At 66.2% G+C, this 26361-nt stretch carries 21 protein-coding genes and 4 pseudogenes; 11 read left to right on the forward strand and 14 right to left on the reverse strand.

What is annotated here, in order from left to right:
• The first annotated feature begins 91 nt into the window (after positions 1–91).
• Positions 92–979, forward strand: a complete 888-nt coding sequence (locus AB8P05_RS08900; RefSeq protein WP_472757682.1) for an SDR family oxidoreductase — start codon at positions 92–94, stop codon at positions 977–979.
• Here the strand turns inward: AB8P05_RS08900 and AB8P05_RS08905 are convergent.
• The 5 genes and pseudogenes from AB8P05_RS08905 to AB8P05_RS08925 form a co-directional block, all read right to left on the reverse strand.
• Positions 976–1164, reverse strand: a complete 189-nt coding sequence (locus AB8P05_RS08905; RefSeq protein ID WP_472757683.1) for a 2'-5' RNA ligase family protein — start codon at positions 1162–1164, stop codon at positions 976–978. The two genes, AB8P05_RS08900 and AB8P05_RS08905, sit on opposite strands and share 4 nt — an antisense overlap.
• Positions 1165–1225: 61 nt before the next feature.
• Positions 1226–1573, reverse strand: a pseudogene (thpR, locus tag AB8P05_RS08910) (RNA 2',3'-cyclic phosphodiesterase); the annotation flags it as partial.
• A 66-nt stretch (positions 1574–1639) separates the two neighbouring features.
• Positions 1640–2695, reverse strand: coding sequence for an NADP(H)-dependent aldo-keto reductase (locus AB8P05_RS08915; RefSeq protein WP_472757684.1), 1056 nt, complete (start codon positions 2693–2695; stop codon positions 1640–1642).
• Positions 2696–2724: 29 nt separating this feature from the next.
• On the reverse strand, positions 2725–3876 hold the full coding sequence (locus tag AB8P05_RS08920; protein ID WP_472757685.1) for an FIST signal transduction protein: 1152 nt from the start codon (positions 3874–3876) through the stop codon (positions 2725–2727).
• A 6-nt stretch (positions 3877–3882) separates the two neighbouring features.
• Positions 3883–4503: an arylesterase gene (locus AB8P05_RS08925; protein ID WP_472757686.1), complete on the reverse strand. Its 621-nt coding sequence runs from the start codon at positions 4501–4503 to the stop codon at positions 3883–3885.
• A 112-nt stretch (positions 4504–4615) separates the two neighbouring features.
• On the opposite strand from AB8P05_RS08925, the gene AB8P05_RS08930 reads away from it, so the two are divergent.
• The 3 genes from AB8P05_RS08930 (at position 4616) to AB8P05_RS08940 (ending at position 9032) form a co-directional block, all read left to right on the forward strand.
• The gene (locus tag AB8P05_RS08930) at positions 4616–5383 is read left to right on the forward strand and encodes an ABC transporter ATP-binding protein (RefSeq protein ID WP_472757687.1); all 768 of its coding nucleotides are present in this window, start codon (positions 4616–4618) and stop codon (positions 5381–5383) included.
• A 252-nt stretch (positions 5384–5635) separates the two neighbouring features.
• On the forward strand, positions 5636–8161 hold the full coding sequence (locus tag AB8P05_RS08935) for an ABC transporter permease (protein WP_472757688.1): 2526 nt from the start codon (positions 5636–5638) through the stop codon (positions 8159–8161).
• Positions 8162–8306: 145 nt separating this feature from the next.
• Positions 8307–9032 (forward strand): Bax inhibitor-1/YccA family protein, encoded by a 726-nt coding sequence (locus tag AB8P05_RS08940; RefSeq protein WP_222531732.1) that lies wholly within the window; start codon positions 8307–8309, stop codon positions 9030–9032.
• Between the two features lie 92 nt (positions 9033–9124).
• Here the strand turns inward: AB8P05_RS08940 and AB8P05_RS08945 are convergent.
• The 7 genes and pseudogenes from AB8P05_RS08945 to AB8P05_RS08975 form a co-directional block, all read right to left on the reverse strand.
• Positions 9125–9852, reverse strand: a pseudogene (locus AB8P05_RS08945) (SAM hydrolase/SAM-dependent halogenase family protein).
• Between the two features lie 149 nt (positions 9853–10001).
• Positions 10002–10706, reverse strand: coding sequence for a phosphate regulon transcriptional regulator PhoB (phoB, locus tag AB8P05_RS08950; protein WP_083896944.1), 705 nt, complete (start codon positions 10704–10706; stop codon positions 10002–10004).
• A 96-nt stretch (positions 10707–10802) separates the two neighbouring features.
• Positions 10803–11549, reverse strand: coding sequence for a phosphate ABC transporter ATP-binding protein PstB (gene pstB, locus AB8P05_RS08955; protein WP_472759326.1), 747 nt, complete (start codon positions 11547–11549; stop codon positions 10803–10805).
• A 113-nt stretch (positions 11550–11662) separates the two neighbouring features.
• Entirely contained in the window at positions 11663–12988 is a 1326-nt protein-coding gene (pstA, locus tag AB8P05_RS08960; protein ID WP_472757689.1) for a phosphate ABC transporter permease PstA, read from the reverse strand.
• Positions 12981–14363 carry a phosphate ABC transporter permease subunit PstC gene (gene pstC / locus AB8P05_RS08965; RefSeq protein ID WP_455172884.1) on the reverse strand — a complete coding sequence of 461 codons (1383 nt, stop codon included), beginning with the start codon at positions 14361–14363 and terminating at the stop codon, positions 12981–12983. The genes pstA and pstC overlap by 8 nt, the downstream gene beginning before the upstream one ends.
• Positions 14364–14391: 28 nt before the next feature.
• Positions 14392–15446: pseudogene (locus AB8P05_RS08970) on the reverse strand (PstS family phosphate ABC transporter substrate-binding protein).
• 168 nt (positions 15447–15614) lie between these two features.
• On the reverse strand, positions 15615–17210 hold the full coding sequence (locus AB8P05_RS08975) for an ATP-binding protein (RefSeq protein WP_472757690.1): 1596 nt from the start codon (positions 17208–17210) through the stop codon (positions 15615–15617).
• 161 nt (positions 17211–17371) lie between these two features.
• Between AB8P05_RS08975 and AB8P05_RS08980 the strand changes: the two genes are divergently transcribed.
• The 3 genes and pseudogenes from AB8P05_RS08980 to AB8P05_RS08990 form a co-directional block, all read left to right on the forward strand.
• Positions 17372–17566, forward strand: coding sequence for a helix-turn-helix domain-containing protein (locus AB8P05_RS08980; RefSeq protein WP_472757691.1), 195 nt, complete (start codon positions 17372–17374; stop codon positions 17564–17566).
• Positions 17563–17976, forward strand: coding sequence for a cupin domain-containing protein (locus AB8P05_RS08985; protein ID WP_472757692.1), 414 nt, complete (start codon positions 17563–17565; stop codon positions 17974–17976). Before AB8P05_RS08980 ends, AB8P05_RS08985 begins: the two co-directional genes overlap by 4 nt.
• A gap of 170 nt (positions 17977–18146) precedes the next feature.
• Positions 18147–18410, forward strand: a pseudogene (locus tag AB8P05_RS08990) (GNAT family N-acetyltransferase); the annotation flags it as partial.
• A gap of 288 nt (positions 18411–18698) precedes the next feature.
• Here the strand turns inward: AB8P05_RS08990 and AB8P05_RS08995 are convergent.
• Positions 18699–20963, reverse strand: a complete 2265-nt coding sequence (locus tag AB8P05_RS08995) for an NADP-dependent malic enzyme (protein ID WP_472757693.1) — start codon at positions 20961–20963, stop codon at positions 18699–18701.
• Between the two features lie 331 nt (positions 20964–21294).
• Here AB8P05_RS08995 and rph point away from each other — a divergent pair, with 331 nt between their 5' ends.
• Entirely contained in the window at positions 21295–22011 is a 717-nt protein-coding gene (gene rph / locus AB8P05_RS09000) for a ribonuclease PH (RefSeq protein ID WP_472757694.1), read from the forward strand.
• A gap of 5 nt (positions 22012–22016) precedes the next feature.
• Here rph and AB8P05_RS09005 read toward each other — a convergent pair whose 3' ends face one another.
• Complete coding sequence (locus AB8P05_RS09005) at positions 22017–23915, reverse strand: hypothetical protein (RefSeq protein ID WP_472757695.1); 1899 nt, start codon at positions 23913–23915, stop codon at positions 22017–22019.
• A gap of 146 nt (positions 23916–24061) precedes the next feature.
• Between AB8P05_RS09005 and rdgB the strand changes: the two genes are divergently transcribed.
• The 3 genes from rdgB to AB8P05_RS09020 are packed head-to-tail and all read left to right on the forward strand — an operon-like array spanning position 24062 to position 26341.
• On the forward strand, positions 24062–24655 hold the full coding sequence (rdgB, locus tag AB8P05_RS09010; RefSeq protein WP_472757696.1) for an RdgB/HAM1 family non-canonical purine NTP pyrophosphatase: 594 nt from the start codon (positions 24062–24064) through the stop codon (positions 24653–24655).
• Positions 24643–25812, forward strand: coding sequence for a radical SAM family heme chaperone HemW (gene hemW, locus AB8P05_RS09015; RefSeq protein ID WP_472757697.1), 1170 nt, complete (start codon positions 24643–24645; stop codon positions 25810–25812). The genes rdgB and hemW overlap by 13 nt, the downstream gene beginning before the upstream one ends.
• A gap of 34 nt (positions 25813–25846) precedes the next feature.
• The gene (locus AB8P05_RS09020) at positions 25847–26341 is read left to right on the forward strand and encodes a dihydrofolate reductase (RefSeq protein WP_472757698.1); all 495 of its coding nucleotides are present in this window, start codon (positions 25847–25849) and stop codon (positions 26339–26341) included.
• The last annotated feature ends 20 nt before the right edge of the window (positions 26342–26361 follow it).

Consider the following 26361-nt stretch of genomic DNA (forward strand, 5'->3'; position numbering starts at 1 on the left):
GTGGTCATTATACTAGGAAAAGGTCACTACTTTAACAGGATAGCGTGGAGCATCAGAGTCTGAGGCGACGGAATTGAAAAGGTGATGGTCCATGCGAATTCTTCTCACCGGTGCCACCGGCTTCATCGGATCGGCCGTGCTTTCCGAGCTTCTGCGGGCCGGCCACCATGTCATCGGCATGACCCGATCCCGGGACGGCGCCCGCGCGCTGGAAGCCGCCGGTGCCGAGCCGTTCCATGCCACTCTGGAGGAGCCGGCCGGCATCCGCCACGGCGCCGAGACGGCCGACGCGGTGATCCACACGGCATTCGATCATGACTTCTCGCGCTTCGCCGAGAATTGCGAGAAGGACGGCCGGGTCATCGGCGCCCTCGGCGAGGTGCTCAAGGGGTCGGATCGTCCGCTGCTGATCACCTCGTCGGTCAGCATGGGTGGTGTCGGTCAGGGCCGGCTGGCCCGCGAGGACGTCTTCGACGACGGCCACCGCAATCCGCGCATCGCCTCCGAACGGGCCGGAAACGCGCTGTTGGAGGCCGGCGTCAACGTCTCGGCGTTGCGTCTACCCCAGGTCCACGACACGGAGAAGCAGGGGCTGATCACCCCGCTGATTGGAATGTTCCGCGAAGCCGGCACGGCCTGCTACATCGGCGAGGGGACCAACCGCTGGTCCGCCTGCCACCTGGATGATGCGGCCCGCCTCTATCGGTTGGCGATCGAGAGGAAGGAGCCCGGCGCGCGCTATCACGCGGTCGGCGAGGAGGGGATCGGGTTCCGCGAGATCGTCGAGACGTTGGCCCGCGGCCTCGGCATCCCGGCGGTTTCCGTGCCGCAGGACAAGGCCGCCGACCATTTCGGCTGGCTGGCGGCATTCGCCGGCATGGACATGCCCGCTTCGAGCGCCCGGACCCGGGAGAAGCTCGGCTGGCAGCCGCAAGGCCCGGGCCTGATCGCCGATCTCCGGGCGATGCGCTACGTCTAGCTCCTCACGTCTTCCGTCAGCGGATACTCCCGCAAAGACTCGTACACCGCCCCGCCATTGCCGAGATGGCTGCGGTAGAGCGTGAGATGCTCCACCGGCATCGGCCCGGCGCGAAACAGCCCGCGGTCGGACAGGAAGCGGCCGATGCGGTCGGCCGGCGCGTCCTTCAGCCGGGCCAGCGTCACATGGGGGGTATTTCCGCTCCTCCGCGGGCAGGCCGCAGCGGACGAGCGCCGACTCCACCTTGGCCTGGAGATGGGCCAGCGCCTCGTTGCGCTCCACCCCCGCCCACAGCACCCGCGCCTTGCGGCCGGTGCCGAACACGCCGACCCCGTCGAGGGTGAGCGGGAAGGCCGGCGCGTGGATCTCGGCCAGCGCGGCGTCGATGTCCATCGCCTGGTCCTCCGGCACCTCGCCGATGAAGCGCAGGGTGAGGTGCAGGTTCTCGGGCTCGGTCCAGCGCGCACCGGGCACCCCGCCGGCCAGCCCGGCCAACCGCTGGCGAATCTCCTCCGTCAGGTCGATGGCGACGAACAGGCGGAGCATGGGCACCTCCAGGGTTGCTGCAACGGCTGCGGATTGCCCCCTCCCCATCCCTCCACCGCTGCGCGGGAGAGGGTTTAGAGAGGGGGTAACCGCGGCTACGCCCCTACCAACACCTTACGGGCACGGATCCGGCATGCGGTTGTGCACGGCGTCGATCTCCGCCATGACCTCCGGCGACAGGGTGAGGTCAATGGAGTCGATGTTGGAGATCAGCGTCTCCATCGTCGTCGCCCCGATCAGGGACGAGGTGACGAAGGGCTGCTGCACCGTGAAGGCGATGGCCATCTGGTTGGGCGCCAGACCATGGCGGCGGGCGATGTCCAGATAGGCTTCCGTCGCCGCGTCGGCGTTGACGGTGTTGTAGCGCGACGGCCGGTGGTCGAGCGCGCGGCGGCTGCCGGGCGGGATGGCACCGTTCAGATACTTCCCCGTCAGCGTTCCGGCGGCCAGCGGCGAATAGGCCAACAGCCCGACATCTTCGCGCAGCGCCACCTCCGACAGGCCGTTCTCGAAGGTCCGGTTCAGCAGGTTGTAGGCGTTCTGGATCGAGGCGACGCGCGGCAGGCCAGCCAATTCCCCTGCCACCTCGGCGGCGCGCAGCCAGCGCATCACGCCCCACGGGCTCTCGTTCGACAGGCCGACATGGCGGATCTTGCCGGCCTGAACCAGCTCGGCCAGCGCCGCCAGCGTCTCCTCGATCGGCACGCCGTCATGCTGCGGCTTGTGCTGGTAGGTGCGGACGCCGAAGCGGTTGGTGACGCGGTCGGGCCAGTGGATCTGGTAGAGGTCGATATAGTCGGTCTTCAGTCGCGACAGGCTGGCCTCCACCGCCGCGAAGAGGTTGGCGCGGTCCAGCCGCGACTTGCCCTCGCGCACCCAGCCGAAGCCGCCGGCCGGCGCGCCGATGATCTTGGTGGCGAGGATCACCTTGTCGCGCTTGCCGCGCGACCGGAACCAGCTGCCGATCACCTCCTCCGTCTTGCCGTAGGTGTCGGCGGTGGGCGGGATGGCGTACATCTCCGCCGTGTCCCAGAAGTTGATGCCGCGGTCCAGCGCCGCGTCCATCTGGGCATGGCCTTCGGCCTCGGTGTTCTGGCGGCCCCAGGTCATGGTGCCCAGGCCGATGGCGCTGACCGACAGGCCGGTGCGGCCGAGCGGACGATACTGCATCCGGAACGTTCCTTGTTCGAAATGATCTTTTACAGGAAAAGCGTCAGCACGCCGGTATAGCCATAGAGCCGATTGTGCGACACCTCGCCCGAGGCGAAGAAGCCCGTCAGCGGGATATCGCCGAAGGTCTCGCGGATCATCGCCAGCTCGGCATTGGCGGCGCCGAACAGGCTTGGTCCGCGGGCGATGCAGCTGACATACACCGCCCCCTTCGGCGTCGCCTTCACCCGTTTCTTGAGGCTGTCCAGCATCCGGCGCATGTCTGCCGCGGCGGTCTCATGATCGCGGCGGGTGAACATCACCGGCTGGCCTGTCGTTACCCGTTCGGCGATGGAGATCCAGCCGGCACGCGGATCGATGGCGATCAGGTCGCGGACCAGATAGTCCTGGGTGTCCGATCCGGCAATGGGCAGCCCGGCGCAGATCAGCCCGGCCACCTGCCGCAGGTCGGCGGCAAGCTCCGGGCCGATGTCCTCCTTGAAGACGTCCAGCGCCGGGCGGCCGTCGATCTCCAGGATCACGTTGTCGTCGCTGGCGGTGACGGTGCGCGTCGGCCCGATGGGGCGGCAGCCCTGGGTCAGGGCGGTGGCGACCGGCAGGTTGGGCGCGAACAGCACCCCCGACACGCCGCCGTCGGTGACCGGATCGGCATCCTCCGCCCCAGCGGCGATCTGCGGGAACTCCCCGCGCGAGGCGGTGAGGCCGCCGACCAGGAACACCCCGGCCTCCTCCGACAGACGGGACACCAGCCCGGCCATATCGGCATGGTGCGGATCGACATGCACCAGCGCCAGCGCCGCGCCATGCTTGTCCAGCCAGCCGCCGGCACTGTGGCGCAGCGGCTCCAGCCCGTCGGTCAGGGTGGGGAACAGGCGGAAGCTGTCCTCCGGCAGGCGGGCGGCCATGATCGCCAGCCCCGGCTCGTCGAACAGGGCGGCGCCGTTGGCCATCACGCCGATGCCGGTGGTGCCGACCCAATGGCGGATGCCGGTGACGCCGCGCAGCAGGGTGACGATGCTGGTCGCATGCTCCGCCAGCCCGTCGGTCAGGTAGAGGAAGCCCAGGTTGCAGCCGGCGACCGGCCCCAGCCGGTCCAGACAGGCCTTGACCGTCGGTCCCCACTCCGCCCCAGCGGCGCAGGCGGCGTGAAAGCGGGTGTCGCTGTCCAGGGTCACGGTCATGATGGGTCAGCCTCCGGTCTTTTCGTTGGTCTTTTGCGTCTGCGGCAGGCCGTCGAGCAGGGCGGTGACGGACGGCAGGATGCGCTCCACGATCACCGCCACGCCCTGGGCATTGGGATGCAGACCGTCCTGCTGGATCAGCGACCGTTCCAGCGCCACCCCGTCGAGGAAGAAGGGGTAGAGCGGCAGGTCGTAGGTCTTCGCAAGGTCGGGATAGATGGCGTTGAACTTGTCGGTGTAGGGCTTTCCCAGGCTGGGGGAGGCGTACATCCCGGCCAGCAGCGTCGGGATCCCGCGGTCCTTCAGCGTCTTCAGGATGGCGTCGAGATTGGCTTTCGCCTGACCCGGATCGAGCCCGCGCAGCATGTCGTTGGCGCCCAACTCCACGATGGCGGCGTCGGGCTTGTCGGCCAGCGCCCAGTCCAGCCGCGCCCGGCCGCCGGCGGTGGTGTCGCCCGACACGCCGGCATTGATGACGGTGACGCTGTAACCCTTGTCGGCCAGCGCCTTTTCCAGCTGGCGGGTGAATCCCTGCGGTTCCGGCAGGCCGTAGCCGGCGGTCAGGCTGTCGCCCAGGGCAAGCAGCTTCACCGGTTGCGCCGCGTCCGCGCGGGTCGGAACGGTCATCGATACCCCTGACGCAAATACGAAGGCGAACGCGGCGCCGATGGCGCCCATGTTGAAAGCCCGGCGGGTCGTGCCATATGGCGATGGTCCGTTCCGCTTGTGCGAGAGTCGCATGTCCAAGGCTCAGTCCCCTGCAACGTCGTCCAATTCCATCGCCCGGTCGCTCCCCGATTCCATCGTGGAACTCGACGACGTCCACTTGAGATTGGACAGCGGTGCCGGGCCCGTCAACATCCTGCGGGGCGTGAATCTTCAGGTGGCCGCAGGCGAGCGGGTCGGCGTCGTCGGCCCCAGCGGCTCCGGCAAGTCCACCATGATGATGGTGATGGCCGGCCTGGAACGCCCCAGCGGCGGCACCGTCCGCGTCGCCAGACAGGAGCTGAACCGGCTGGACGAGGACGGCTTGGCGCGCTTCCGCCGCCAGCATGTGGGGATCGTCTTCCAGGCTTTCCATCTGGTGCCGACCATGACGGCGCTGGAGAATGTCGCCATCCCGCTGGAGTTCGCCGGGGTCGCCGACGCCTTCGACCGTGCCCGGGTCGGGCTGGAGCAGGTGGGGCTGGGTCACCGCATCCACCATTACCCCGGCCAGCTTTCGGGCGGCGAGCAGCAGCGCACGGCACTGGCCCGCGCCTTCGTGACCGAGCCGTCGCTGCTTCTGGCCGATGAGCCGACCGGCAACCTCGACATCGACACCGGCGCCACCATCGTGAAGCTTTTGTTCGATCTGGCCGAGCGGCGCGGCACGACGCTGGTGCTGATCACCCACGACCCCAGCCTCGCCGCGCGCTGCGACCGCACCGTCCGGCTGGCCGACGGCCGCATCGCCGACGACGGACAGGCGGCACGGCGCGCGAAGCTGCAGGCGGCGGGGGAGTGAGGGGGATGGGTGAACTGCTCGGGACCGTTTCCCCCTCTCCCCCCGGGGAGAGGGTCGGGGTGAGGGGGTGCACGGCGTGGCGTCATTCGGCATGCAGTGGCCTTCCATTCTCGCCAATCCTCGCCATGCATCCCCCTCACCCTAACCCTCTCCCCGCTCTCAGCGGACCTTTGGTCCGCCTGCCGCGACAGCGCAAACTTCGTTTGCGCGAAAGCGGGGGAGAGGGGACAGTCGTAGGGAGGGGGCAACGCGATGACCAACCTCACCCTCGCCCTCCGCCTTGCCCGGCGGGAGTTGCGCACCGGCCTGAAGGGCTTCTGGGTCTTCCTCGCCTGCCTCGCGCTTGGCGTCGCCGCCATCGCCGCGGTGCAGTCGGTGTCGAGCGGTCTGCTCGACGGGCTGGCCAATGACGGGCGCTCCATCCTCGGCGGCGACGTGGCGTTGCGGCAACTCTACAGCCCGCCGGCCGACGAGCAGATGGCGGCGCTGACCGCCGGCGGCCGGGTGTCGACCTCCGCCGAGATGCGGGCGATGGCACGCGCCGATGACGAGGTGCGCGCTTCCCTGGTCGAGCTGAAGGCAGTCGACGACGTCTACCCGCTCTACGGCACCGTCACGCTGGTGGGCGGCGGCGACCTGCGCGACGCGCTGGCGAAGAAGGACGGCCGCTGGGGTGCCGTGATCGAGGCCAGCCTCGTCGACCGGCTGGGCGTGAAGACCGGCGACACCATCCATGTCGGGGAGGGCGCCTATCGCGTCGCCGCCGTGCTGGACCGCGAGCCGGACCGCGCCTCCTCCAACGCCTTTTCGCTCGGGCCGCGCCTGATGGTGGCGCTGCCGTCGCTGCAGGGCACCGGGTTGCTGCAACCCGGCAGTCTCACCTGGTGGAGCGCCAAGGTGGCGCTGCCGCCGCAGACCGAGCTGAAGGCGTGGCAGGAGGATTTGCGCGCCCGCTTCCCCGATGCCCCCTGGCGGATGCGCGACTACACCAACGCCTCGCCGCAGATCGAACGCTTCATCGACCGCATGACGCTGTTCCTGACGCTGGTCGGGCTGACGGCGCTGCTGGTCGGCGGCGTCGGGGTGGGCAACGCAGTGCGCAGCCATCTGGATTCGCGCGCCCGCACCATCGCCATGATGAAGTGCATCGGCGCACCGGGCGCCCTGGTCTTCCAGCTCTATCTGGCGCAGATCCTGGCGCTGGCGCTGCTGGGCATCGTCATCGGGCTGGCGCTGGGCGCGGTGGCGCCGCTGGCGCTGGGCCGGCTGCTCGACGGCGTGCTGCCGGTGTCGGCCCATATTGGCGTCTATCCCGGCGCTCTGGCGCTTGCCGCCCTCTATGGCGTGCTGACGGCGCTGACCTTCTCGCTCTGGCCGCTCGGCCGGGCCCGGGAGGTGCCGGCGGGCGCGCTGTTCCGCGACGTGATCGCCCCGGCCGCCGGCCGGCCGCGCACGCCCTACACCGTCGCGATGATCGCGTCGGCGGTGGCGCTGGCCGGGCTGGCGGTGCTGACCGCGCACAACAAGGTCTTCGCCCTGTGGTTCGTCGGCGGCTCCATCGCCACCTTCATCGCCTTCCGCGCCGCGGCGGCGCTGGTCACCTGGGCTGCGGCCCGCGTCGGCCGGGTCAGGCGGCCGGGGCTGCGGCTGGCGCTCGCCAACCTGCACCGGCCGGGCAACCCGACGGCGGCGGTGGTTCTGTCGCTGGGTCTCGGCCTGACGGTGCTGGTCGCCATCGCGCTGATCCAGGGCAACTTCTCCCGCCGGGTTTCGGAGACGATCCCGCAGGACGCCCCCAGCTTCTTCTTCGTCGACATCCAGCGCGACCAGTTCGACCCCCTGCGCGATCTCGTCACCGCCATCCCCGGCACCAGCGCCTTCGAGGCGGTGCCGAGCCTGCGCGGCCGGATCGAGCGGGTGAACGGGCAGGACGCCGAAAAGGCGCTGGTCAACCCGGAGCAGGCCTGGATCCTGGCCGGCGACCGCGGCATCACCTATTCGGCGACGCTGCCGAGGCATTCCACCGTCACCGCCGGCGAGTGGTGGCCGACCGACTATGCCGGTCCGCCGCTGATCTCCATCCACCAGAGCGTCGCCGAGGCCTTCGGCATCGGTCCCGGCGCCACGCTGTCGATCAACATCCTGGGCCGCAGCATCGAGGCGACGGTCGCCAACGTCCGCGCTGCCGATTTCAGCAGCATGGCGATCAACTTCACCATGGTCTTCGCCCCCGGCACGCTGGAAGGGGCGCCGCAGACCTGGGTCGCCACCGTCCGCGCCACGCCGGACGCCGAGACCCAGGTGCAGCGCGGAGTGCTACAGCGCTTCCCCAACATCACCATGGTGCGGGTGAAGGACGCACTGGACACGGTGTCGGAGATGCTGGGCCATATCGGCACGGCGGTGCGCATCGTCGCCGGCATCACGCTCGCCGCCGGCACGCTGGTGCTGGCCGGGGCGGTGGCCGCCGGACATCGCCGCCGGGTCTATGACGCGGTGGTGCTGAAGGTGCTGGGGGCGACGCGCGGCGACGTGCTGCGCGCCTTCCTGCTGGAGTACGGGTTGCTGGGCCTGCTGACCGCGGTCATCGCCGGCGGCATCGGCACGCTGACCGCCTGGGCGGTGCTGCGCTTCCTGATGCGGTGGGAGTGGAGCTTCCTGCCATCGGCGGTGGTCACCACGGCATTGCTCAGCACGGCGATCACGCTCGCCTTCGGGTTCTATGGTACTTGGCGGGCTTTGGGCCAGCCGTCCGCGCCATTGCTTCGCAACGAGTGATTCCCGGAGCGGAAAGCCATAGCAAAAACGAAACGTGAAAGCTTTTTCATCTTGGAGAACCGCTGCCGATTCCTATTGAACCGAATTGCGGACTCGCCAATATGTCATCCCGACGGGATCACCCTATTCCACCGAGGAAACCAACATGGCAGACCCGACCTATAACCGCTTCGCGACCGCAGGCCGCGCGACAGATCGGGGATACTTCGACGAAGGCCTGCGGCAGCACATGCTGCGCGTGTACAACTACATGGGCGCCGGCCTGATTCTGACGGGTCTGGTCGCCGCGCTCGTGTCGTCCAGCCCGGCCATGATGGCGGCCATCTTCGGCACGCCGCTGAAGTGGGTGGTGATGCTGGCCCCGCTGGCGTTCGTGATGGTGCTGTCGTTCGGTATCCAGCGCCTGTCCTTCGCATCGGCACAGATGATCTTCTGGGCCTATTGCGGCGCCATGGGCCTGTCGATGTCGGCGATCTTCCTGGTCTTCACCGGGGCGTCGATCGCGCTGACCTTCTTCGTCACCGCCGCGACCTTCCTGGCGATGAGCCTGTACGGCTACACCACGAAGGCCGACCTGTCGAAGATGGGCTCGTTCCTGATGATGGGCGTCATCGGCCTGGTCATCGCCGGCCTGGCGAACATCTTCTTCCAGTCGCCGGCCCTGCACTTCGCGATCTCCGCCATCGGCGTGCTGATCTTCACCGGCCTGACTGCCTACGACACCCAGGCGATCAAGGAAAGCTACGCCGAGGGCTACGATCACGAGAGCACCGGCAAGCTCGCCCTGATGGGCGCCCTGACGCTGTACCTGGACTTCATCAACCTGTTCCAGTTCCTGCTGCAGTTCCTGGGCCAGCGCAACAACGACTGATCCCCAGACACCTGATCCGAGTTGCCTGATCGGACAAGCACCTGATCGATGCAGCAACCGCCCGGAAGCACCCGCTTCCGGGCGGTTTTCTTTCAGGACCCGACCGTCACCGCATCGCCGACCTTGAGACCCAGCGCCTCGTCGGCCCGGCCGCGGTTGACGGCGATCTCCGCCAGCCCGTTGGAGTTCTCGTACCACAGCGCCTCTCCGGGCCCGACGGCGCCGAAGGTATGGGCACGGGCGATGCGGGTGCCGGCGGCGGTCAGCACGCCGTCCGCGGGCAGGGCGGATGCCCGCATCCCGGTCATGGCGTTGCCGTAGACATCGACATAGACGATGCGGGCCAGCTCGTCCGGCCAGTCTGGGCGGTCGATGGCGGCGAGGGGGAGGGGCTGCGCTGCACCGGCCGGCCGGCCGCCAGATCGGCGGCGACGGGGGCGAACAGGTCGCGGCCATGGAAGCTGGCGGACAGCCGGTCCGGAATCCAGTCGATGGTCCAGGCGTTTAGCGACGTTGCGCGGCGGGCGAGCAGGGCGAAGAGGCCGTTGTCGGGACCGACGAACCAGCGCCCGTCCGCCTCGACCATCACCGGCAGGCGGTCGGTCCCAACGCCGGGATCGACGACACAGAGAAAGACGCTGCCGGCGGGGAAGGCCGGGGCGTAGGCGGCCAGGAGATAGGCCGACAGCTGCGGGTCGAAGGCGGGGGCGTCGGCAAACAGGTCGATGACCGGGACGGTTGGCGCCTGTTGCGCCAGCACCGCCTTCATCTGGCCGGTGTAGGGGCCGGAGAGGCCGAAGTCGGTGAAGAGCAGGATCATGGCGTGTTGCCCCCTCCCTAGCCCTCCCCCGTTTGTCAGCGGGAGAGGGAACTCCGCTGCTCCCTCGCATACACTCAGCTGGACAAGCGTTCTACCCCCTCTCCCGCGAAGCGGGGAGGGATGGGGAGGGGCATACGCGGCAGGAACCCTCACACCGACTTCGTATCCAGCGCGTACCCCGCCGAGCGTACGGTGCGGATCAGGTCCAGCTCGTCCTCTTCGTTCATCGCCTTGCGCAGGCGGCGGATGTGTACGTCCACCGTACGCGGCTCGACGTACACGTCGTGGCCCCATACCAGATCGAGCAGCTGTTCGCGCGAGAAGACGCGGCCGGGATGCTGCATGAAATGGCGCAGCAGGCGGAATTCGGTCGGGCCGAGATGTACGTCCCGGCCGTTGCGGCGTACGCGGTGGGCGGCCAGATCCATCGTCACGTCGGCGAAGGTCAGCACCTCGTCGGTCATGCCGGGGGAGGCGCGGCGCAGCACCGCGCGCATGCGCGCCACCAGTTCGGTCGGGGAGAAGGGCTTGGTGATGTAGTCGTCGGCGCCGGAATTCAGGCCGCGCACCCGGTCGCCTTCCTCGCCGCGGGCGGTCAGCATGATGATCGGGATGTCGCGGGTCTTGGCATTGCGGCGCAGCTGGCGGCAGACCTCCAGCCCGCTCATCAGCGGCAGCATCCAGTCGAGCAGCACGATGTGCGGCGTCTGTTCGCCGGCGGCAAGCAGGGCCTCCTCGCCATCGCTGGCGGTGGCGACGCGGAAGCCTTCCTTTTCCAGGTTGTACTTCAACAGCGTCAGGATGTCGGCCTCGTCCTCGACGATCAGGACGAGCGGCTTCAGGGCCGCGTTCATGGAGGCTCCGTTCACAGCGCGCGTCTCGACGTTAACCGGCATGGGACAGCCTTTTCAACAAAGGAGGGAAGGGGGCGCATAGGTCGGCGGAAGGGTTCAGCCGTAGCGGCCGGTGATGTAGCCCTGGGTGCGCTCGTCGCGCGGGTTGGTGAAGATTTCCTCGGTGTCGTCGCACTCCACCATCTCGCCCAGATGGAAGAAGGCGGTGCGCTGCGACACGCGGGCGGCCTGCTGCATGTTGTGGGTGACGATGACGATGGTGTAGTTGGCCCGCAGCTCGTCGATCAGCTCCTCGATATGGGCGGTCGCGATGGGGTCGAGCGCTGAGCAGGGCTCGTCCATCAGGATCACCTCGGGGCTGACGGCGATGGCGCGGGCGATGCACAGCCGCTGCTGCTGGCCGCCGGACAGGCTGGTGCCGGGCTCGCGCAGGCGGTCCTTCACCTCGCCCCACAGGCCGGCGCGCTTGAGGGACGTCTGCACCACCTCGTCCAGCTCGTCGCGGCCGGAAGCCAGGCCGTGGATGCGCGGACCATAGGCGATGTTGTCGTAGATCGACTTCGGGAAGGGGTTCGGCTTCTGGAAAACCATGCCGACGCGGGCGCGCAGCTGCACCGCGTCCACCGCCTTGCCGTAGACGTCCTCGCCGTCCAGCGCGATCCGCCCCTCGACCCGGCAGCCCTCGACGGTGTCGTTCATCCGGTTCAGGCAGCGCAGGAAGGTCGACTTGCCGCAGCCGGACGGGCCGATCAGCGCCAGCACCCGGTTCTCGTGGATGTCCAGGTCGATGCCCTTCAACGCCTGCTTGGCGCCGTAGTACACCTTCACCCCGCGGGCAGTCATCTTGGCCGGGAAGTCCGCTGCGGAGCGCGGCTCAGCGCGTCCATCGGCTCGGGGCCGCAGCTTCAGCTGGCCCGGGATGCCGCCGGGGATGCCGCTCTGGATGCTCATGGCGCTCACCACCGTCTCTCGAAAATCTTGCGCAGGATCACGGCCGTCCCGTTCAGCAGGATCAGGACGCCGAGCAGGATCAGGATCGCCGCTGAGGTGCGCTCGGTGAAGGCACGCTCCGGGCTGTCGGCCCACATGTAGATCTGCACCGGAAGCACCGTGGCGCTGTCGGTCAGCCCGTGGGGAACGTCGACGATGAAGGCGACCATGCCGATCATCAGCAGCGGCGCCGTCTCGCCCAGCGCGCGGGCCATGCCGATGATGGTGCCGGTCAGGATGCCGGGCATCGCCAGCGGCAGCACATGGTGCAGGACCGTCTGCAGCGGCGAGGCGCCGATGCCCAGCGCCGCCTCGCGGATCGAGGGCGGCACCGCCTTCAGCGCGACGCGGGAGGAGATGATGATGACCGGCAGCGTCATCAGCGCCATCACCAGCCCGCCGACCAGCGGGGCCGAGCGCGGCATGCCGAAGAAGCCGAGGAACACGGCCAGACCCAGCAGGCCGAAGATGATCGACGGCACCGCGGCGAGGTTGTTGATGTTCACCTCGATCAGGTCGGTCCAGCGGTTCTTCGGCGCGAATTCCTCCAGATAGACCGCGGCGGAGATGCCGACCGGCACCGACAGCGCCATGGTCACCAGCAACGTCAGCAGCGAGCCGACGATGGCGCCGCCGATGCCCGCCTGTTCCGGCTCCCGGCTGTCGCCGGCGGTGAACAGCGTGGTGTTGAAGCCCTGCGCCAGCGCGCCGGAGGCCAGCAGCGCATCGGCCGCGGCGATCTTGGCGTCGCTGAGCCCGCGTTCGCTCTCCGGCAGGTCGCGGCGGTAGCGGCCCTTCACCAGCTGGTCGATCTCGTCGTCGGCGCGCACCCAGACGGTCAGCGTGGTGCCGACCAGCGCCGGGTTCTTCGCGACCATCGCCTCCAGCTCGTAGGGCGCGCCCGACGACAGCAGGTCGTTCAGCACGCGTTTGCCGGCGCGGTCGGTCACTTGCGGGAACTGGGCATGGAGCGCCCGGCGCAGCAGCGGGGCGTAGTTGCGCTCGGCCAGCTCCGCCGGGTCCAGCGTCACCTCCAGCCGGATCCGCGCTTCCCAGAAGGCGGTGCTGCCCTTGGCGACGATCGATCCCAGAAGCACCACCAGCATCAGCGCTGCCAGCGCCACCGCCGCTGCACCGGCCATCCGGAAGCGGCGCTCCGCGGCATGGCGGGCGCGCAGGCGGCGGGCGAAGGCCTCGCTCCGGACGCGCGACTTCGCCGGACTGTTGGAGCCGGGGGAGGAGGCAGGGGAGGGCGTCACGGCCGCCGCGTCCTGCTCGACGAGGTCAGTCATATTTTTCCCGATAGGTCCGGACCACCCGCAGGGCGACCATGTTGAGGCAGAGCGTGACGAGGAACAGCACAAGGCCGAGGCCGAAGGCCGACAGCGTCTTCGGGCTGTCGAACTCCTGGTCGCCGACCAGCAGCGTGGCGATCTGGGTGGTGACGGTGGTCACCGCCTGCAGCGGGTTGGCGGTCATGTTGGCGGTCAGGCCGGACGCCATGGTGACGATCATCGTCTCGCCGATGGCACGGCTGACCGCCAGCATCACCGCGGCGACGATGCCCGGCAGCGCCGCCGGCAGGACCACCTGCTTGATCGTCTCCGACTTGGTGGCGCCGAGGCCGTAGGAGCCGTCGCGCAAGGATTGCGGCACCGCGTTGATGACGTCGTCCGACAGCGAGCTGACGAAGGGAATGATCATCACCCCCATGACGATGCCGGCCGCCAGCGCAGATTCCGAACTGACGTCCAGCCCCAGCGCCTCGCCCACCGACCGGACAAAGGGCGCCATGGTCAGCGCCGCGAAGAAGCCATAGACCACGGTCGGGATGCCGGCCAGAATCTCCAGCGCCGGCTTCAGCCAGGTGCGCACGCCGCGACCGGCATATTCAGACATGTAGATCGCCGCCATCAGCCCGACCGGCACCGCCACCAGCATGGCGATGACGGTGATGAGAAGCGTGCCGGCGAACAGCGGGATCGCGCCGAAGGAACCGCTGGAGCCGACCTGATCGGCCCGCATCGCCATCTGCGGGCTCCAATGGGTGCCGAACAGGAAATCCAGCGGCGAGACGACGGTGAAGAAGCGCAACGCCTCGAACAGCAGGGACAGGACGATGCCGACCGTGGTCAGGATGGCGACCATGGAGCAGACGACCAGCGCCACCCGCACCACCCGCTCCACCGACGGGCGGGCGCGCAGGTCCGGGCCGATGCGGTGGCGGCCCCAGGCGAGACCGGCGACGGCCAGGCTGGCGCCGACGGCCAGCAGGCTCCAGTCGGCGAGGTCGCGCAGCTCCGCATAGCGGCGGGCGGCGTCCTGCACCAGGGGATCAGGCTCGCGCCCGGTGGCGATGCCGCGGGCGAGGTTGAGAATATCGGCCTTCAGCAGGGCGACCGACTGGCCATCGCCGGTGGTCAGCCGCTCCGGCAGGGAGGAGAGGACCAGCTGCATGGCGAGCCAGCCTTCCGACGCGGTCCAGGCCACGAACAGCAGCAGCGCCGGCAGACCGGCCCACAGCGCCACATAGACGCCGTGGTAGGAGGGAACCGAATGCAGTTCCGCCACCCGCCCGCCGACGGACGCCGCCGCCCGCGACCGGCCGGTCATGAAGCCGATCACGGTGAGCAGGGCCAGGATCAGGGCGAGAAGGGTCAGCTGCATGCGGGGTGCCCGGAGGGAGAATGGGTGGTCAGAACTGCAGCGGCGTCAGGCCGACCGCCTGGGTGCGGGCGGCGTCGCGCAGGGCCTTCGGTTCCGGGATCAGCCCCTTGTCGACCAGATAGCCGTCCTCGCCCATCGCGCGTTCGGAGGTGTATTCGCCGATGAACTCGCGGATGCCCGGAATGACGCCGGCATGGGCGGTCTTGACGTAGATGTAGAGCGGACGTGCCAGCTCATACTTGCCGGCCGCCACCGTCTCCGCCGTCAGGTCCACCCCGTCCATCGGCGCCGCGCGCAGCGTGTCGCGGTTCTGGTCGAGATAGCTGTAGCCGAAGACGCCGAAGGCATTGGGGTTGGCGGTCAGCTTCTGGACGATCAGGTTGTCGTTCTCGCCGGCCTCGACATAGGCGCCATCCTCGCGGATGGTCATGCAGACCCGCTCGCGCGCCTTCTCGTCGCGGACCGCCTTGGCGACCTCGGCCACCTTCTTGCAGCCTTCCAGCATCGCCAGCTCGTTGAAGGTGTCGCGCGTACCGGAGGTGGGGGCGGGCCCAGCACCTCGATCGCCGCCTTCGGCAGCGACGGGTCGATGTCCGACCACAGCCTGTACGGGTTGGCGACCATCGCGCCGTTCACCGGCACCTCCTTGGCCAGCGCCTTCCACAGCACGACGGTCGACAGCGACACCGGAGCGGCCTTCTTGGACGAGGCGAGCGCGATGCCGTCATAGCCGATCTTCAACTCGGTCATCGTGGTGACGCCGTTGGCGGCGCACTGGTCGACCTCCGACTTCTTGATCCGGCGCGAGGCGTTGGCAATGTCGGGATGGGCCGGGCCGACGCCGGCGCAGAACAGCTTCAGCCCGCCGCCGGTGCCGGTCGATTCGATCACCGGCGTCTTGAACTTGCCGGTCTTGCCGAATGCCTCGGCCACCGCGGTGGTGAAGGGAAAGACGGTGGAGGAGCCGACCGCGCGGATCTGGTCGCGCGACTGCGCGGAAGCGGGGGTGGCGGCGAGGCCGAGGGCAAGGCCCAATCCCAGGCTCAAGGCGGTCGCGGCAAAGACATGGGTCCGGGTGGTCATGGGTGCCCCTCCTTAAGGAAACGGAGACTGGTCCATCGGAATGGCGCGGACCATAGACCCGGAGGGCGACCGATTGATTGCGTTTTTATGACACTTTCATGACACGGTCACAGAGCCGGTTCACCCCTCTCGCACATTGCCAAGTCCCCTCTCCCCCCGGGGAGAGGGTTAGGGTGAGGGGCCGCGCGGCGGCTCTTTCGCGAAAATCCTGCCACGCTTCCCCCTCGCCCCGGCCCTCTCCCCGGGGGGAGAGGGAGAAACAGCCTCTCCCACAGCCGGCAGATAGACGGTGAAGGCACTGCCCACCCCCACTTCGCTCTCGATGGTCAGGCGGCCGCGGTGACGGTTCAGGATGTGCTTGACGATGGCGAGCCCCAACCCGGTGCCGCCCATCGCGCGGGACCGCGCGGCATCGACACGGTAGAAGCGCTCGGTCAGGCGGGGCAGGTGGGTGCGGGCGATGCCGTCGCCATGGTCGCGCACCGAGACCGAGACCATCCCGGTGCCGCTGCGCACCACGCGCTTGTCCTTCGCAGCGGCACCACCGGGCGCGGGCAGCCCGGCGAACCCCACGGCGGCACCGTCGGCCAGCGCCACGGTGACGATCACGTCGGTGTCCTCGCGCGTGTACTTGATCGCGTTGCTGACCAGATTCTGGAACACTTGAGTCAACTGGTCCTCGTCGCCGACGACGTAGGGCAGGGTCTCCGGCGCTTCCAGCCGCAGACGGATGCGGCGCTGGGCCGCCTTCAGCTCCAGCGCGGCGATGACGTTCTCCAGCTCCTCCACCACATCGACCCGGCCGTTCGGCGGCATATGCTCGTCCAGCTCGATGCGGGAGAGCGACAGCAAATCGTTGACCAGCCGGGTCATACGGCTGGCCTGGTCGTGCATGATCGACAGGAAGCGGTCCTGCGCCTCCGGATCGTCGCGGGCCGGGCCGCGCAGCGTCTCGATGAAGCCCAGCAGCGAGGACAGCGGCGTGCGCAGCTCGTGGCTGGCGTTGGCGATGAAGTCGGCGCGCATCTGCTCCGACCGCCGGGCGGCGGTGACGTCGTGCAGGGTCAGGATCGCCATGCGGGCGACGGTGGGCGGACGCGGCGCCGGTTCCTCCTCGATCTCGCCATCCAGCAGGGAAGGATCGGGTTCCGGCACCAGCCGCTGGAAGGGCTTCACCTGCGCCTCGAAGCTGCGCTCGACCGGAACCGGCAGCGTGAACTCGATGATGCGCGACGCACCGCCGCGCAGGACCGAGTCCACCGCCTCCAGCACCGCCGGCGTGCGCAGGGAGGAGGCGAGGTCGCGGTCCACCACCTTGTCGCCGAACAGCTCCCGCGCGGTCTGGTTGGCGCGCACCACCTGCCGCTCTGCATCCATCAGCAGCAGCGGGGCGGGCAGGGCATCGATCACCGCCTCGTCGGCGTCCAGCTGCATCCGCACGCTTTCGGCCCGGCGCAGCCCGACCCGGTGCAGGCGGCCGATGGTGGCGGCCAGCGCCTTGAGGGCCGGCGGCGTGCCGGCCGGGGCCAGCGGCTCGTCGGCTTCGGCCAGCCGGGCGGCATAATCGGTCACTGCGTTGGCGTCGCGCCGGTAGGTCCGCAGGATCTGGACCGCCCCCGCCAGGGCCGCGATGCCCGCCGCCAGCGCCAGCCCGCCATGCAAGGCACCGCTATAGACCGCCCAGGTCAGCACGCCGGCAAGCGGTGCCAGCATCAACAGGATGGCGGTCAGAAGCGGGGTGGGCGGCAACGCCTTCTGGCGCATGGGGTGACACCGGACATGAGGGTGGAAACGGAGCGGGAAAGCACGGGTCAAGCCCTTCTACACCATCGCCGCGACGCCCGCGCGCCGGTCATAAAAGATTCATGGCGGCGACTGTGCGGCTGGCCGTTGACTCCAATATCCTGGATCATCATTCTATCTTCATGGAAAACAGGGAAACCGACATCGACCGCCGCCTTGCCACCCGCCTGCGGGCCTTGCGGGCGGACCGTGGCCTGACCCTCGACGGCTTGGCAGAACGGTCGGGCGTCAGCCGCTCGATGATCTCGTTGGTGGAGCGGGGGAGAGCAGCCCGACCGCCTCCGTCCTGGACCGGCTCGCCGCCGGACTGGGCGTGACGCTGGCCGCCTTGTTCGCGCAAGCGGAGCGGGAGGATGCCAGTCCGGTCGCCCGCCGCGCCGATCAGGTCGCCTGGACGGACCCCGCCACCGGCTACCGCCGCCGCAACCTGTCGCCGCCGGGCTTCCCGTCGCCCATCGAACTGGTGGAGGTGGAACTGCCGCCGGGTGCCCGCGTCGCCTACGACAGCGGGAACCGGGCCGCCACGGTGGAACAGCAGGTCTATCTGCTGGACGGCACCATCGAGCTGACGGTGGGGGAGACGACGCACCGGCTGTCCGCCGGCGACTGCCTCGCCATGCGGCTCGACCGGCCGACCGGCTTCCATAATCCCACCGACCGGCCCGCCCGCTACATCGTGGCGCTGACGACCGACGGGCGACCGGCCTTAAACGCCATTAAACGCTGAAGGAGCCTGCCATGGACAGTGCCTGCCCGGACACCGGCCAACAGGATGGGGATAGCGCCGCCGCCCCCGTGACGGTGCGCGTGCTGTCGGGTCCGCAAGCCCATGCCGCGGTGCCGGGGCTGACCGACGTGCTGCTGGATTGCGTGGCGGGCGGTGCATCCGTCAGCTTCATGGCTCCGCTCGACCGCGGGACCGCCGAGGACTTCTGGCGCAAGGTGGCGGCAGGCGTGGAGCAGGGGGAGCGCATCCTGCTGGTCGCGGAGGACGGGGAGGGCATATTGGGCACGGTCCAGCTGGTGGTCGGCCAGCCGCCGAACCAGCCGCACCGGGCCGACCTGTCCAAGATGCTGGTCCACCGCCGCGCCCGCCGCCGCGGCGTCGGCGCCGCCCTGATGCAGGCGGCCGAGGACGCAGGCCGAGCCGCCGGCAAGACCCTGCTGGTGCTGGACACCGCCTCTCCCGATGCCGAACGCCTCTACGCGCGCAAGCTGGGTGAAGGTCGGCGTCATCCCGAATTACGCCCTGTGGCCGGAAGGCGGCTTCTGCGACACGACGTATTTCTACAAGGCGTTGGGGTGATGGGAGAATCTCCTTCTCCCCCTGGGGAGAAGGTCGGGATGAGGGGTTCGGCGCAGCCGAAGTGGGTTCGGCAGGTGCGTGCCCCCCACCCTATCCCTCCCCCGCTGAGCGGGGAGGGGACTGTGGGAAGGGATTGCCTTAATTCACCACGGCAACGAATCATGCGCCGCCAGGGCCGCAGCGGTGACGATGTCGTTCACCGAGGCGCCCATGGTGACGATCTGCGCCGGCTTGTCCAGGCCGATCAGCAGCGGGCCGATCATCTGGCCGCCGGCCATCTTGTTCAGCAGCTTGGCCGAGATGTTGGCCGAATGCAGGCCGGGCATGATCAGCACGTTGGCCGGGCCGGACAGCCGCGAGAACGGGTAGACCCGCTTCATCAGCTGGTAGTCCAGCGCCACGTCGGCCGACATTTCGCCGTCATACTCGAAATCGACCCGGCGGCTGTCGAGGATCGACAGGGCCTCGCGCAGCGGATCGGTGTTCGGGTGCGGCGTCTGGCCGAAGTTGGAGAAGGACAGCAGGGCCACCCGCGGCTCATGCCCCATCTGCCGGGCCTTGGCCGCGGCACCGACCGCGATGTCGGCCAGCGTCTTGCCGTCGGGACGGACATGGACGGTGGTGTCGGCGATGAAGACGGTGCGGTTGCGGGTGATGAACAGGTGCAGGCCGAACACCGGCTCGTTCGCCTTCGGGTCGATGACGCGGCGGATCTCCTCATAGGCGACGCCGAAGCTGCGGGTCAGGCCGGTCACCATGGCGTGTGCGTCGCCCTGCGCCACCATGCAGGCGGCGAAAACGTTGCGGTCCTGGTTGACCATCCGCTGGCAGTCGCGCAGCAGGGCGCCCTTGCGCTGCAGGCGGCGATAGAGATGGTCGGCATAGCGCCGGTTGGCATCCGAAAGACGGGCGTTGTGGATCTCGAACTGGACGTTGGGCTGGCCCATCGCCACCAGCTGCTCCCGGATCACCTCCTCCCGGCCGATCAGCACCGGCGTGCCGTAGCCGCCGGCGCGGAAGGCCATGGCGGCGCGGATCGTCCGCTCCTCCTCACCCTCGGCGAAGACGACGCGGCGGGGGTTGGTCCGCACCTTCTCCAGGATCAGCTCCAGGCTGTCGGCCGTCGGGTCGAGGCGGGTGCGCAGGGAATGCTTGTAGCTGGTCAGGTCGAGGATCGGCTTGCGCGCCACCCCGCTTTCCATCGCGGCCTGGGCCACGGCGGCGGGGACGGTGACGATCAGGCGCGGGTCGAAGGGCACCGGGATGATGTAGTCCGGGCCGTAGCGCAGCCGGCGCCCGGAATAGGCGGCATCGACCTCGTCCGGCACATCCTCGCGCGCCAGCGCGGCCAGCGCACGGGCGGCGGCGACCTTCATCGCCTCGTTGATGGTGGTTGCGCGGACGTCCAGCGCGCCGCGGAACAGGTAGGGGAAGCCCAGGACATTGTTGACCTGGTTCGGGTAGTCGGAGCGGCCGGTCGCCACGATGGCGTCGCTGCGCACCGCCTTCACCTCTTCCGGCGTGATCTCCGGATCGGGGTTGGCCAGCGCGAAGATGATCGGCTTGGCCGCCATCGACTTCACCATCTCCGGCGTCATCGCCCCCTTGGCCGACAGGCCGACGAACACGTCGGAGCCCGCCACCGCCTCTTCCAGCGTGCGCTTGTCGGTGTCGACGGCGAAGGACGACTTCCACTGGTTCATGCCGCTGGTGCGGCCGCGGTAGACCACGCCCTTGGTGTCGCACAGAATGATGTTTTCACGTGAAACACCCATCGTGCAGAACAGCTCGGCGCAGGCGATACCCGCCGCACCGGCGCCGTTCACCACCATCTTCACGTCCTCGATCTTGCGGCCGGTGATATCGCAGGCGTTGATCAGGCCGGCGGCGGCGATGATCGCGGTGCCGTGCTGGTCGTCATGGAAGACCGGGATGTCCAGCAGCTCGCGCAGCCGCTCCTCGATGATGAAGCAGTCGGGCGCCTTGATGTCTTCCAAGTTGATGCCGCCGAAGCTGGGGCCGAGGAAGCGCACGCAGTTGACGAACTCGTCCACGTCGCGGGTGTCGACCTCCAGGTCGATGCCGTCGACGTCGGCGAAGCGCTTGAACAGCACCGCCTTGCCTTCCATCACCGGCTTGCCGGCAAGCGCGCCCAGGTCGCCCAGGCCCAGCACCGCCGTGCCGTTGGAGATGATGGCGACGATGTTGCCCTTGGCCGTGTAGTCGTAGGCGAGGGACGGATCCTCGGCGATGCGCAAGCAGGGCACGGCGACGCCGGGCGAATAGGCCAGAGCCAGATCGCGCTGGGTCGTCAACGGCTTGGTCGGGGTGATTTCCAGCTTGCCGGGCCGGCCGCTGGAATGCAGCAGCAGGGCCTCTTCGTCGGTGACGCGCTTGGTGTCGGACATGGATGTCGTGTTCCTCAACGGAGTGTACAGCCCGTCGGTCGTCGTTGATGCCTTTTTGTGCGGTGCGCTGCCGACGGTGGGGGAGCGATGGTATACGCCGAATGCGCAACTCGCCAAGCCTCGATCAACCCTGTTTTGTACGAATCATGCATTTTTTCCGCGATTGACGACACATCCCGTTTGTTTGCCATCCCATCCAATTCCATTCCGCCCTGCGGACGGTGCAGACCGCCGGCCGTCGGGGACCGGCTTGCGGGACGCCATGCTGGACGGGGACGGACGGAGTCGTTAGCTTGCCGCCCGATTGCAAACGACCTTCGGAATGATGCCCATGCGCCCCTCCGGCCGCGCCTTCGACCAACTGCGCACCGTCTCCCTCGAGCCCGGCTTCAGCCGCTATGCCGAAGGGTCCTGCATGGTGCGCTTCGGCAACACGCATGTGCTGTGCACGGCCAGCGTCGACGATACGGTGCCGCGTTTCCTGAAGAACACCGGGCTCGGCTGGGTCACCGCCGAGTACGGCATGCTGCCGCGCTCCACCCACAGCCGCACCGACCGTGAGGCGGCAAAGGGCAAACAGTCCGGCCGCACCCAGGAAATCCAGCGCCTGATCGGCCGCGCGCTGCGCGCCGTCACCGACCGCTCGGCGATGGGCGAGAAGCAGATCAAGATCGACTGCGACGTCATCCAGGCCGATGGCGGCACCCGCACCGCCGCCATCACCGGCAGCTATGTCGCCCTGCATCTGGCTTTCCAGCACCTGATGCAGATCGGCGCGCTGAAGACCATGCCGCTAACCGATCAGGTCGCCGCCGTGTCCTGTGGCCTGTTCCAGGGCAACGCCGTGCTCGACCTCGATTACGACGAGGATTCGAAGGCCCAGGCCGATGCCAACTTCGTCCTGACCGGCAAGGCCGGTATCGTCGAAATCCAGGGCACCGCCGAGGAAACCCCCTTCTCGGAGCCGCAGTTCATGGAGCTGCTGGCGCTCGCCCGCAAGGGCGTGAACGAGCTGGTGGCGTTGCAGAAGCAGGTTCTCCAGATATGATCCTCTCAGTTCCACTGCCTTGATATAGCTTGGGTGAGGCAGTCAGCGATTGACGTTGGCTGTCCACCAGGGGGGCCGAATTTTGCCATGAAATTTAACTTATCCAATCGGGACCTCTTCTCAACTACCTCCCACTCCCTGTCCTCCTCTAGCCTAAGGAACATAAGAAAGTTTCTAACTGCTTGTCTAACCTTGCTCTTTACTACAGCTGCGGGATGCTTGCTACCGGCACTCTTGGTGGGATAGATCTCATTGATAGGGATAACGTATTTCTTAGGCATCACTACATCAACAACTATTAGCTCTAAATACCTGACTTGTGTAAATATGCAATTGACGTAAAAATCCCCTGACATGGACACTTTGATCTTAGATTTCTCTCTCACGTGCTCTACAGTATAGCCGACATCAATTTCTACTAATCCATACTTAAGCAAGACGTTTAAAGCTTGCCTGATCGAAAATGCATCATAGCCAATTGCAATAAATTCCTTTACCATTTCTTCATATTCGACAGACGGCCTACGCTTCAGAAAGAACATAATTCTTGGAATAACAAGTGTGTTCCTATAGTCATTGACATTAGTTGATATGTCAGCATTGAATATATTTGCTATAGGTGATGCATCTTTGTCATAAAAGGGATAATGTATGGCCATTAAACACTCTATTATAAGGTGGATCGGAAATATACTTTCATCTCCATGTGCTGTTTTATCGGTAGCTCTTGCACCACCGAATACCATCTGGAATATAGGTAGGTAATTAAGCTTGCAAGAGTGAAATAAGTAATAAACTATTTTCATCAGTATTTTCATATTTTTGTTTGAGATGCAAAGTAGCATGTATCTAGCTGGTCTTTCTTGCGTGAGATCAAGGATTTTTAAAACTTCCATCAAAAAGGCATGGGCAGTTTCTGGAGAAATTCTTACACTTTTTGCTGTTACAAATCTTTTTTGTCCGTGCTTATCTTGTTCATATATCTCAACACTGTGAGATTTGTTCTTTATGTAATGTGAAAACCTATTTCTCATTGCGTATATTCTCTTCGAGATTATAGCACTCGCTGGAGGTGGAGGCATTTTCTTGCTAAAGTAATGATCAGTCGAAAAAAACTCGTTTCGAGTATAGGTTCTGGCCGGAAGGATTATACAGGTTTTTGCAGAAGAAGCAGTTTCACTGCATAATCCTTTCAGATACCTAGCAAATTCACCTCCCGCCATTTTTTTGTAGAAATTTCCCTCATCGATATTGTCTACAACGAAAACAACATGTGTAAAGCCGCAATTAGTGAGAACAAAGTTCAAAAAATCTGAGAGAGACATACGGTTTATAGACTCAGACATATTAATAATGTCCTGTATAGATACATTATGTATTCCGTTTCTATTTAGGTAATATTTAGAGAAATCAAGCGGACCGCTGAATTTTGAATGTGGGGATGACCAAATTTGGTTTTTTAACTTTTCAAGAAAACTCCTTTCTACATCTGAAAATGGCGTAGACTCTGATATCATAGAAGAAAACATATCCATATAGACACAGAGGAAACTCTTATTATACTTCGCTCTAATTTTCTTTTCACAAAGATATTTTATAAATGTAGTTTTACCTGTTCCAACGTCTCCAGTTAAAACATATATTTTTCCTTCGGGCAGATTGTGGTCAAAAAACAGGAGGTCGACCATTTTATCTTCAAATGACTGATCGGCGCTTCCATCAAATCTTTCTACATACAGCTCATCAATTATGCGATTATTATTGTAATCGGAACTAAAAATTTCGTCAAAGTCTCTAGTAAAGTGATCAAACAGATCGTTATATGCTCTCCACTCATCAAGGCTATTTTCAATTTCGTCTAATGAGCGAACTCTATCAGCATCAAGTATTTTTAAGTTGCTCATCCGAAGGAACTCCATTTCTACAGAGGAATATCCTGTTCTATATACAATGGCTTCGGCAAAGGGTCCAGAATGGAACGGTTTCCCATGGACCATCCGCTCAATGAGCGCTAAACAGTAGACACGAAGGAAATAGCATAATGAAGTCTATGGCTCGAATTTTTCTTGGCGACACCCTCGTCATCGCCAGCCACAACAAGGGCAAGGTGCGCGAGATCGCCGACCTGCTCAGCCCCTATGTCGCCAATTTCACCTCGGCCGGGGAGCTGGGCCTGCCCGAGCCGGAGGAAACCGGTACGACCTTCATCGCCAATGCGGAGCTGAAGGCCAAGGCCGCCGCCGCTGCCGGCCATGTGGCGCTCGCCGACGACAGCGGGCTGGTGGTGCCGGCGCTGAACGGCGATCCCGGCATCTATTCCGCCCGCTGGGCCGGCCCGGCCAAGGACTTCGATATGGCGATGCGGAAGGTCGAGGACGGTCTTGCCGGCAAGTCGGATCGCAGCGCCTATTTCGTCTGCGCCCTGTCGCTCGCCTGGCCGGACGGCCATGTCGAGACGGTGGAGGGACGCTGCTACGGCACGCTGGTCTGGCCGCCGCGCGGTCCGCATGGCTTCGGCTATGACCCGATGTTCCTGCCGGACGGCCATGACCTGACCTTCGGCGAGATGGATCCGGCCAAGAAGCACGAGATGAGCCACCGCGCCGACGCCTTCCGCCAGCTGGTGGAGCGGTGTTTCCGGTGAGTGCATCCGATCCCGGGTTTGCCGTCTACGTCCATTGGCCCTTCTGCAAATCGAAGTGCCCTTACTGCGATTTCAACAGCCATGTCCGCGAGCGCGTCGACCATGACCGCTGGCGGGCCGGGCTGCTGCGCGAGCTGGATCATTACGCCGACCTGACCGCCGGGCGCACCGTCACCTCGATCTTCTTCGGCGGCGGCACCCCGTCGCTGATGGAGCCGTCGACTGTCGGCGCCCTCATTGACCGCGTCGCCCGGCGCTGGGCCGTCGCCGACCGGCTGGAGGTGACGCTGGAGGCCAACCCGACCTCCGTCGAAGCCGACAAGTTCCGCGCATTCCGCACCGCCGGGATCAACCGTGTTTCCCTGGGCATCCAGGCGCTGGACGACGCCAGCCTGAAGTTCCTCGGCCGGCAGCACAATGCGGCGGAGGCGACCGGCGCCATCGAACTGGCGGCGAAGACCTTCGACCGCTTCTCCTTCGACCTGATCTATGCCCGTCCCGGCCAGACGGTGGCGGCCTGGCAGGCCGAACTGGCGCGGGCGCTGGATTACGCCGTCGGCCACCTGTCCGTCTACCAGTTGACCATCGAGGAGGGGACGGCCTTCTACCCGCTGCATGCCCGCGGCGATCTGGTGCTGCCCGACGAGGATCTGGCCGGCGACCTCTACGAGGCGACGCAGAGCCAACTGAACGCGGCGGGGCTGCCGGCCTATGAAATTTCCAACCACGCCCGTCCCGGCGAGGAAAGCCGCCACAACCTGACCTACTGGCGCTATGGCGACTATGTCGGCATCGGCCCCGGTGCCCATGGCCGGCTGACCCTGGACGGCGAGAAGTTCGCGACGCGTGCCCACCGGGCGCCCGAAATCTGGCTGGAGCGGGTGGAACGCGACGGTCATGGCGCCGCAGCGCCCGATCCCATCGACCGCGATGCACGCGGCACCGAGCTGCTGATGATGGGCCTGCGCCTCAGCGAAGGGGTGCGGCTTGCCCGGCTGGTGGAGGAAACCGGCCGACCTCTCGACGATTTCGTAGACTCTGCGGCCTTATCCCGCCTGATCGAGGGCGGTTTCCTGACCCGTGATGCGGAGCGGCTGTCTGCGACATCGGAGGGGCTACAGCGACTGAACGCCGTCCTCAGCGCAATTCTGGCGTAAGATCCGCCGGTTCAGAACCGCGAAAGGGCAGGGGATGCGCATCAGCCTGATTGTGGCCGCCGCCATGAACGACGTGATCGGCCGCGACGGCCGGTTGCCCTGGCATCTTCCCGGCGACCTGCGCCGGTTCAAGCAGCTGACCTTGGGCAAGCCGGTGCTGATGGGCCGCAAGACCTGGGAGTCGCTGCCGCTGCGCCCGCTTCCCGGCCGCGACAACCTCGTCGTCAGCCGTCAGGGTACAGTCGGCGAGCAGGACGGCGCCCACTGGTTCTCCGGCCTTGGACCAGCCATCGCCTGGGCCCAGGAGTCCGGTGCCGCTGAACTCTGCGTCATCGGCGGCGCCGCGCTGTTCCGCGAGACTCTGCCCATCGCCGATTGCCTGCACCTGACCCGCGTGGAGAGCGCGGTGGACGGCGACACGCTGATGCCGCCCATCGGTCCGGAATGGGGCGAGGTCTGGTCGAGCGCGCCGATGGAAGAGAACGGGCTGTTCTACCGCTACATCGACTTCGAGAAGGCGCGGGGGTAGGAGAGATCTGGCCCCCTCCC

Source organism: Azospirillum sp. VT-I1 (assembly GCF_055698305.1).

What these genes read in the sequence shown, in the direction of transcription:
- AB8P05_RS08980 (WP_472757691.1), top strand. Translation starts at nt 17,372, where the DNA reads ATGGAAAACAGGGAAACCGACATCGACCGCCGCCTTGCCACCCGCCTG.
- AB8P05_RS08900 (WP_472757682.1), top strand. Translation starts at nt 92, where the DNA reads ATGCGAATTCTTCTCACCGGTGCCACCGGCTTCATCGGATCGGCCGTG.
- AB8P05_RS08915 (WP_472757684.1), bottom strand. Translation starts at nt 2,695, where the DNA reads ATGCAGTATCGTCCGCTCGGCCGCACCGGCCTGTCGGTCAGCGCCATC.
- pstB (WP_472759326.1), bottom strand. Translation starts at nt 11,549, where the DNA reads ATGACTGCCCGCGGGGTGAAGGTGTACTACGGCGCCAAGCAGGCGTTG.
- pstC (WP_455172884.1), bottom strand. Translation starts at nt 14,363, where the DNA reads ATGCAGCTGACCCTTCTCGCCCTGATCCTGGCCCTGCTCACCGTGATC.
- pstA (WP_472757689.1), bottom strand. Translation starts at nt 12,988, where the DNA reads ATGACTGACCTCGTCGAGCAGGACGCGGCGGCCGTGACGCCCTCCCCT.
- AB8P05_RS09020 (WP_472757698.1), top strand. Translation starts at nt 25,847, where the DNA reads ATGCGCATCAGCCTGATTGTGGCCGCCGCCATGAACGACGTGATCGGC.
- rph (WP_472757694.1), top strand. Translation starts at nt 21,295, where the DNA reads ATGCGCCCCTCCGGCCGCGCCTTCGACCAACTGCGCACCGTCTCCCTC.
- AB8P05_RS08925 (WP_472757686.1), bottom strand. Translation starts at nt 4,503, where the DNA reads ATGACCGTTCCGACCCGCGCGGACGCGGCGCAACCGGTGAAGCTGCTT.
- AB8P05_RS08920 (WP_472757685.1), bottom strand. Translation starts at nt 3,876, where the DNA reads ATGACCGTGACCCTGGACAGCGACACCCGCTTTCACGCCGCCTGCGCC.
- AB8P05_RS08995 (WP_472757693.1), bottom strand. Translation starts at nt 20,963, where the DNA reads ATGTCCGACACCAAGCGCGTCACCGACGAAGAGGCCCTGCTGCTGCAT.
- AB8P05_RS08975 (WP_472757690.1), bottom strand. Translation starts at nt 17,210, where the DNA reads ATGCGCCAGAAGGCGTTGCCGCCCACCCCGCTTCTGACCGCCATCCTG.
- AB8P05_RS08935 (WP_472757688.1), top strand. Translation starts at nt 5,636, where the DNA reads ATGACCAACCTCACCCTCGCCCTCCGCCTTGCCCGGCGGGAGTTGCGC.
- AB8P05_RS08940 (WP_222531732.1), top strand. Translation starts at nt 8,307, where the DNA reads ATGGCAGACCCGACCTATAACCGCTTCGCGACCGCAGGCCGCGCGACA.
- AB8P05_RS09005 (WP_472757695.1), bottom strand. Translation starts at nt 23,915, where the DNA reads ATGAGCAACTTAAAAATACTTGATGCTGATAGAGTTCGCTCATTAGAC.
- AB8P05_RS08930 (WP_472757687.1), top strand. Translation starts at nt 4,616, where the DNA reads ATGTCCAAGGCTCAGTCCCCTGCAACGTCGTCCAATTCCATCGCCCGG.
- phoB (WP_083896944.1), bottom strand. Translation starts at nt 10,706, where the DNA reads ATGAACGCGGCCCTGAAGCCGCTCGTCCTGATCGTCGAGGACGAGGCC.
- rdgB (WP_472757696.1), top strand. Translation starts at nt 24,062, where the DNA reads ATGGCTCGAATTTTTCTTGGCGACACCCTCGTCATCGCCAGCCACAAC.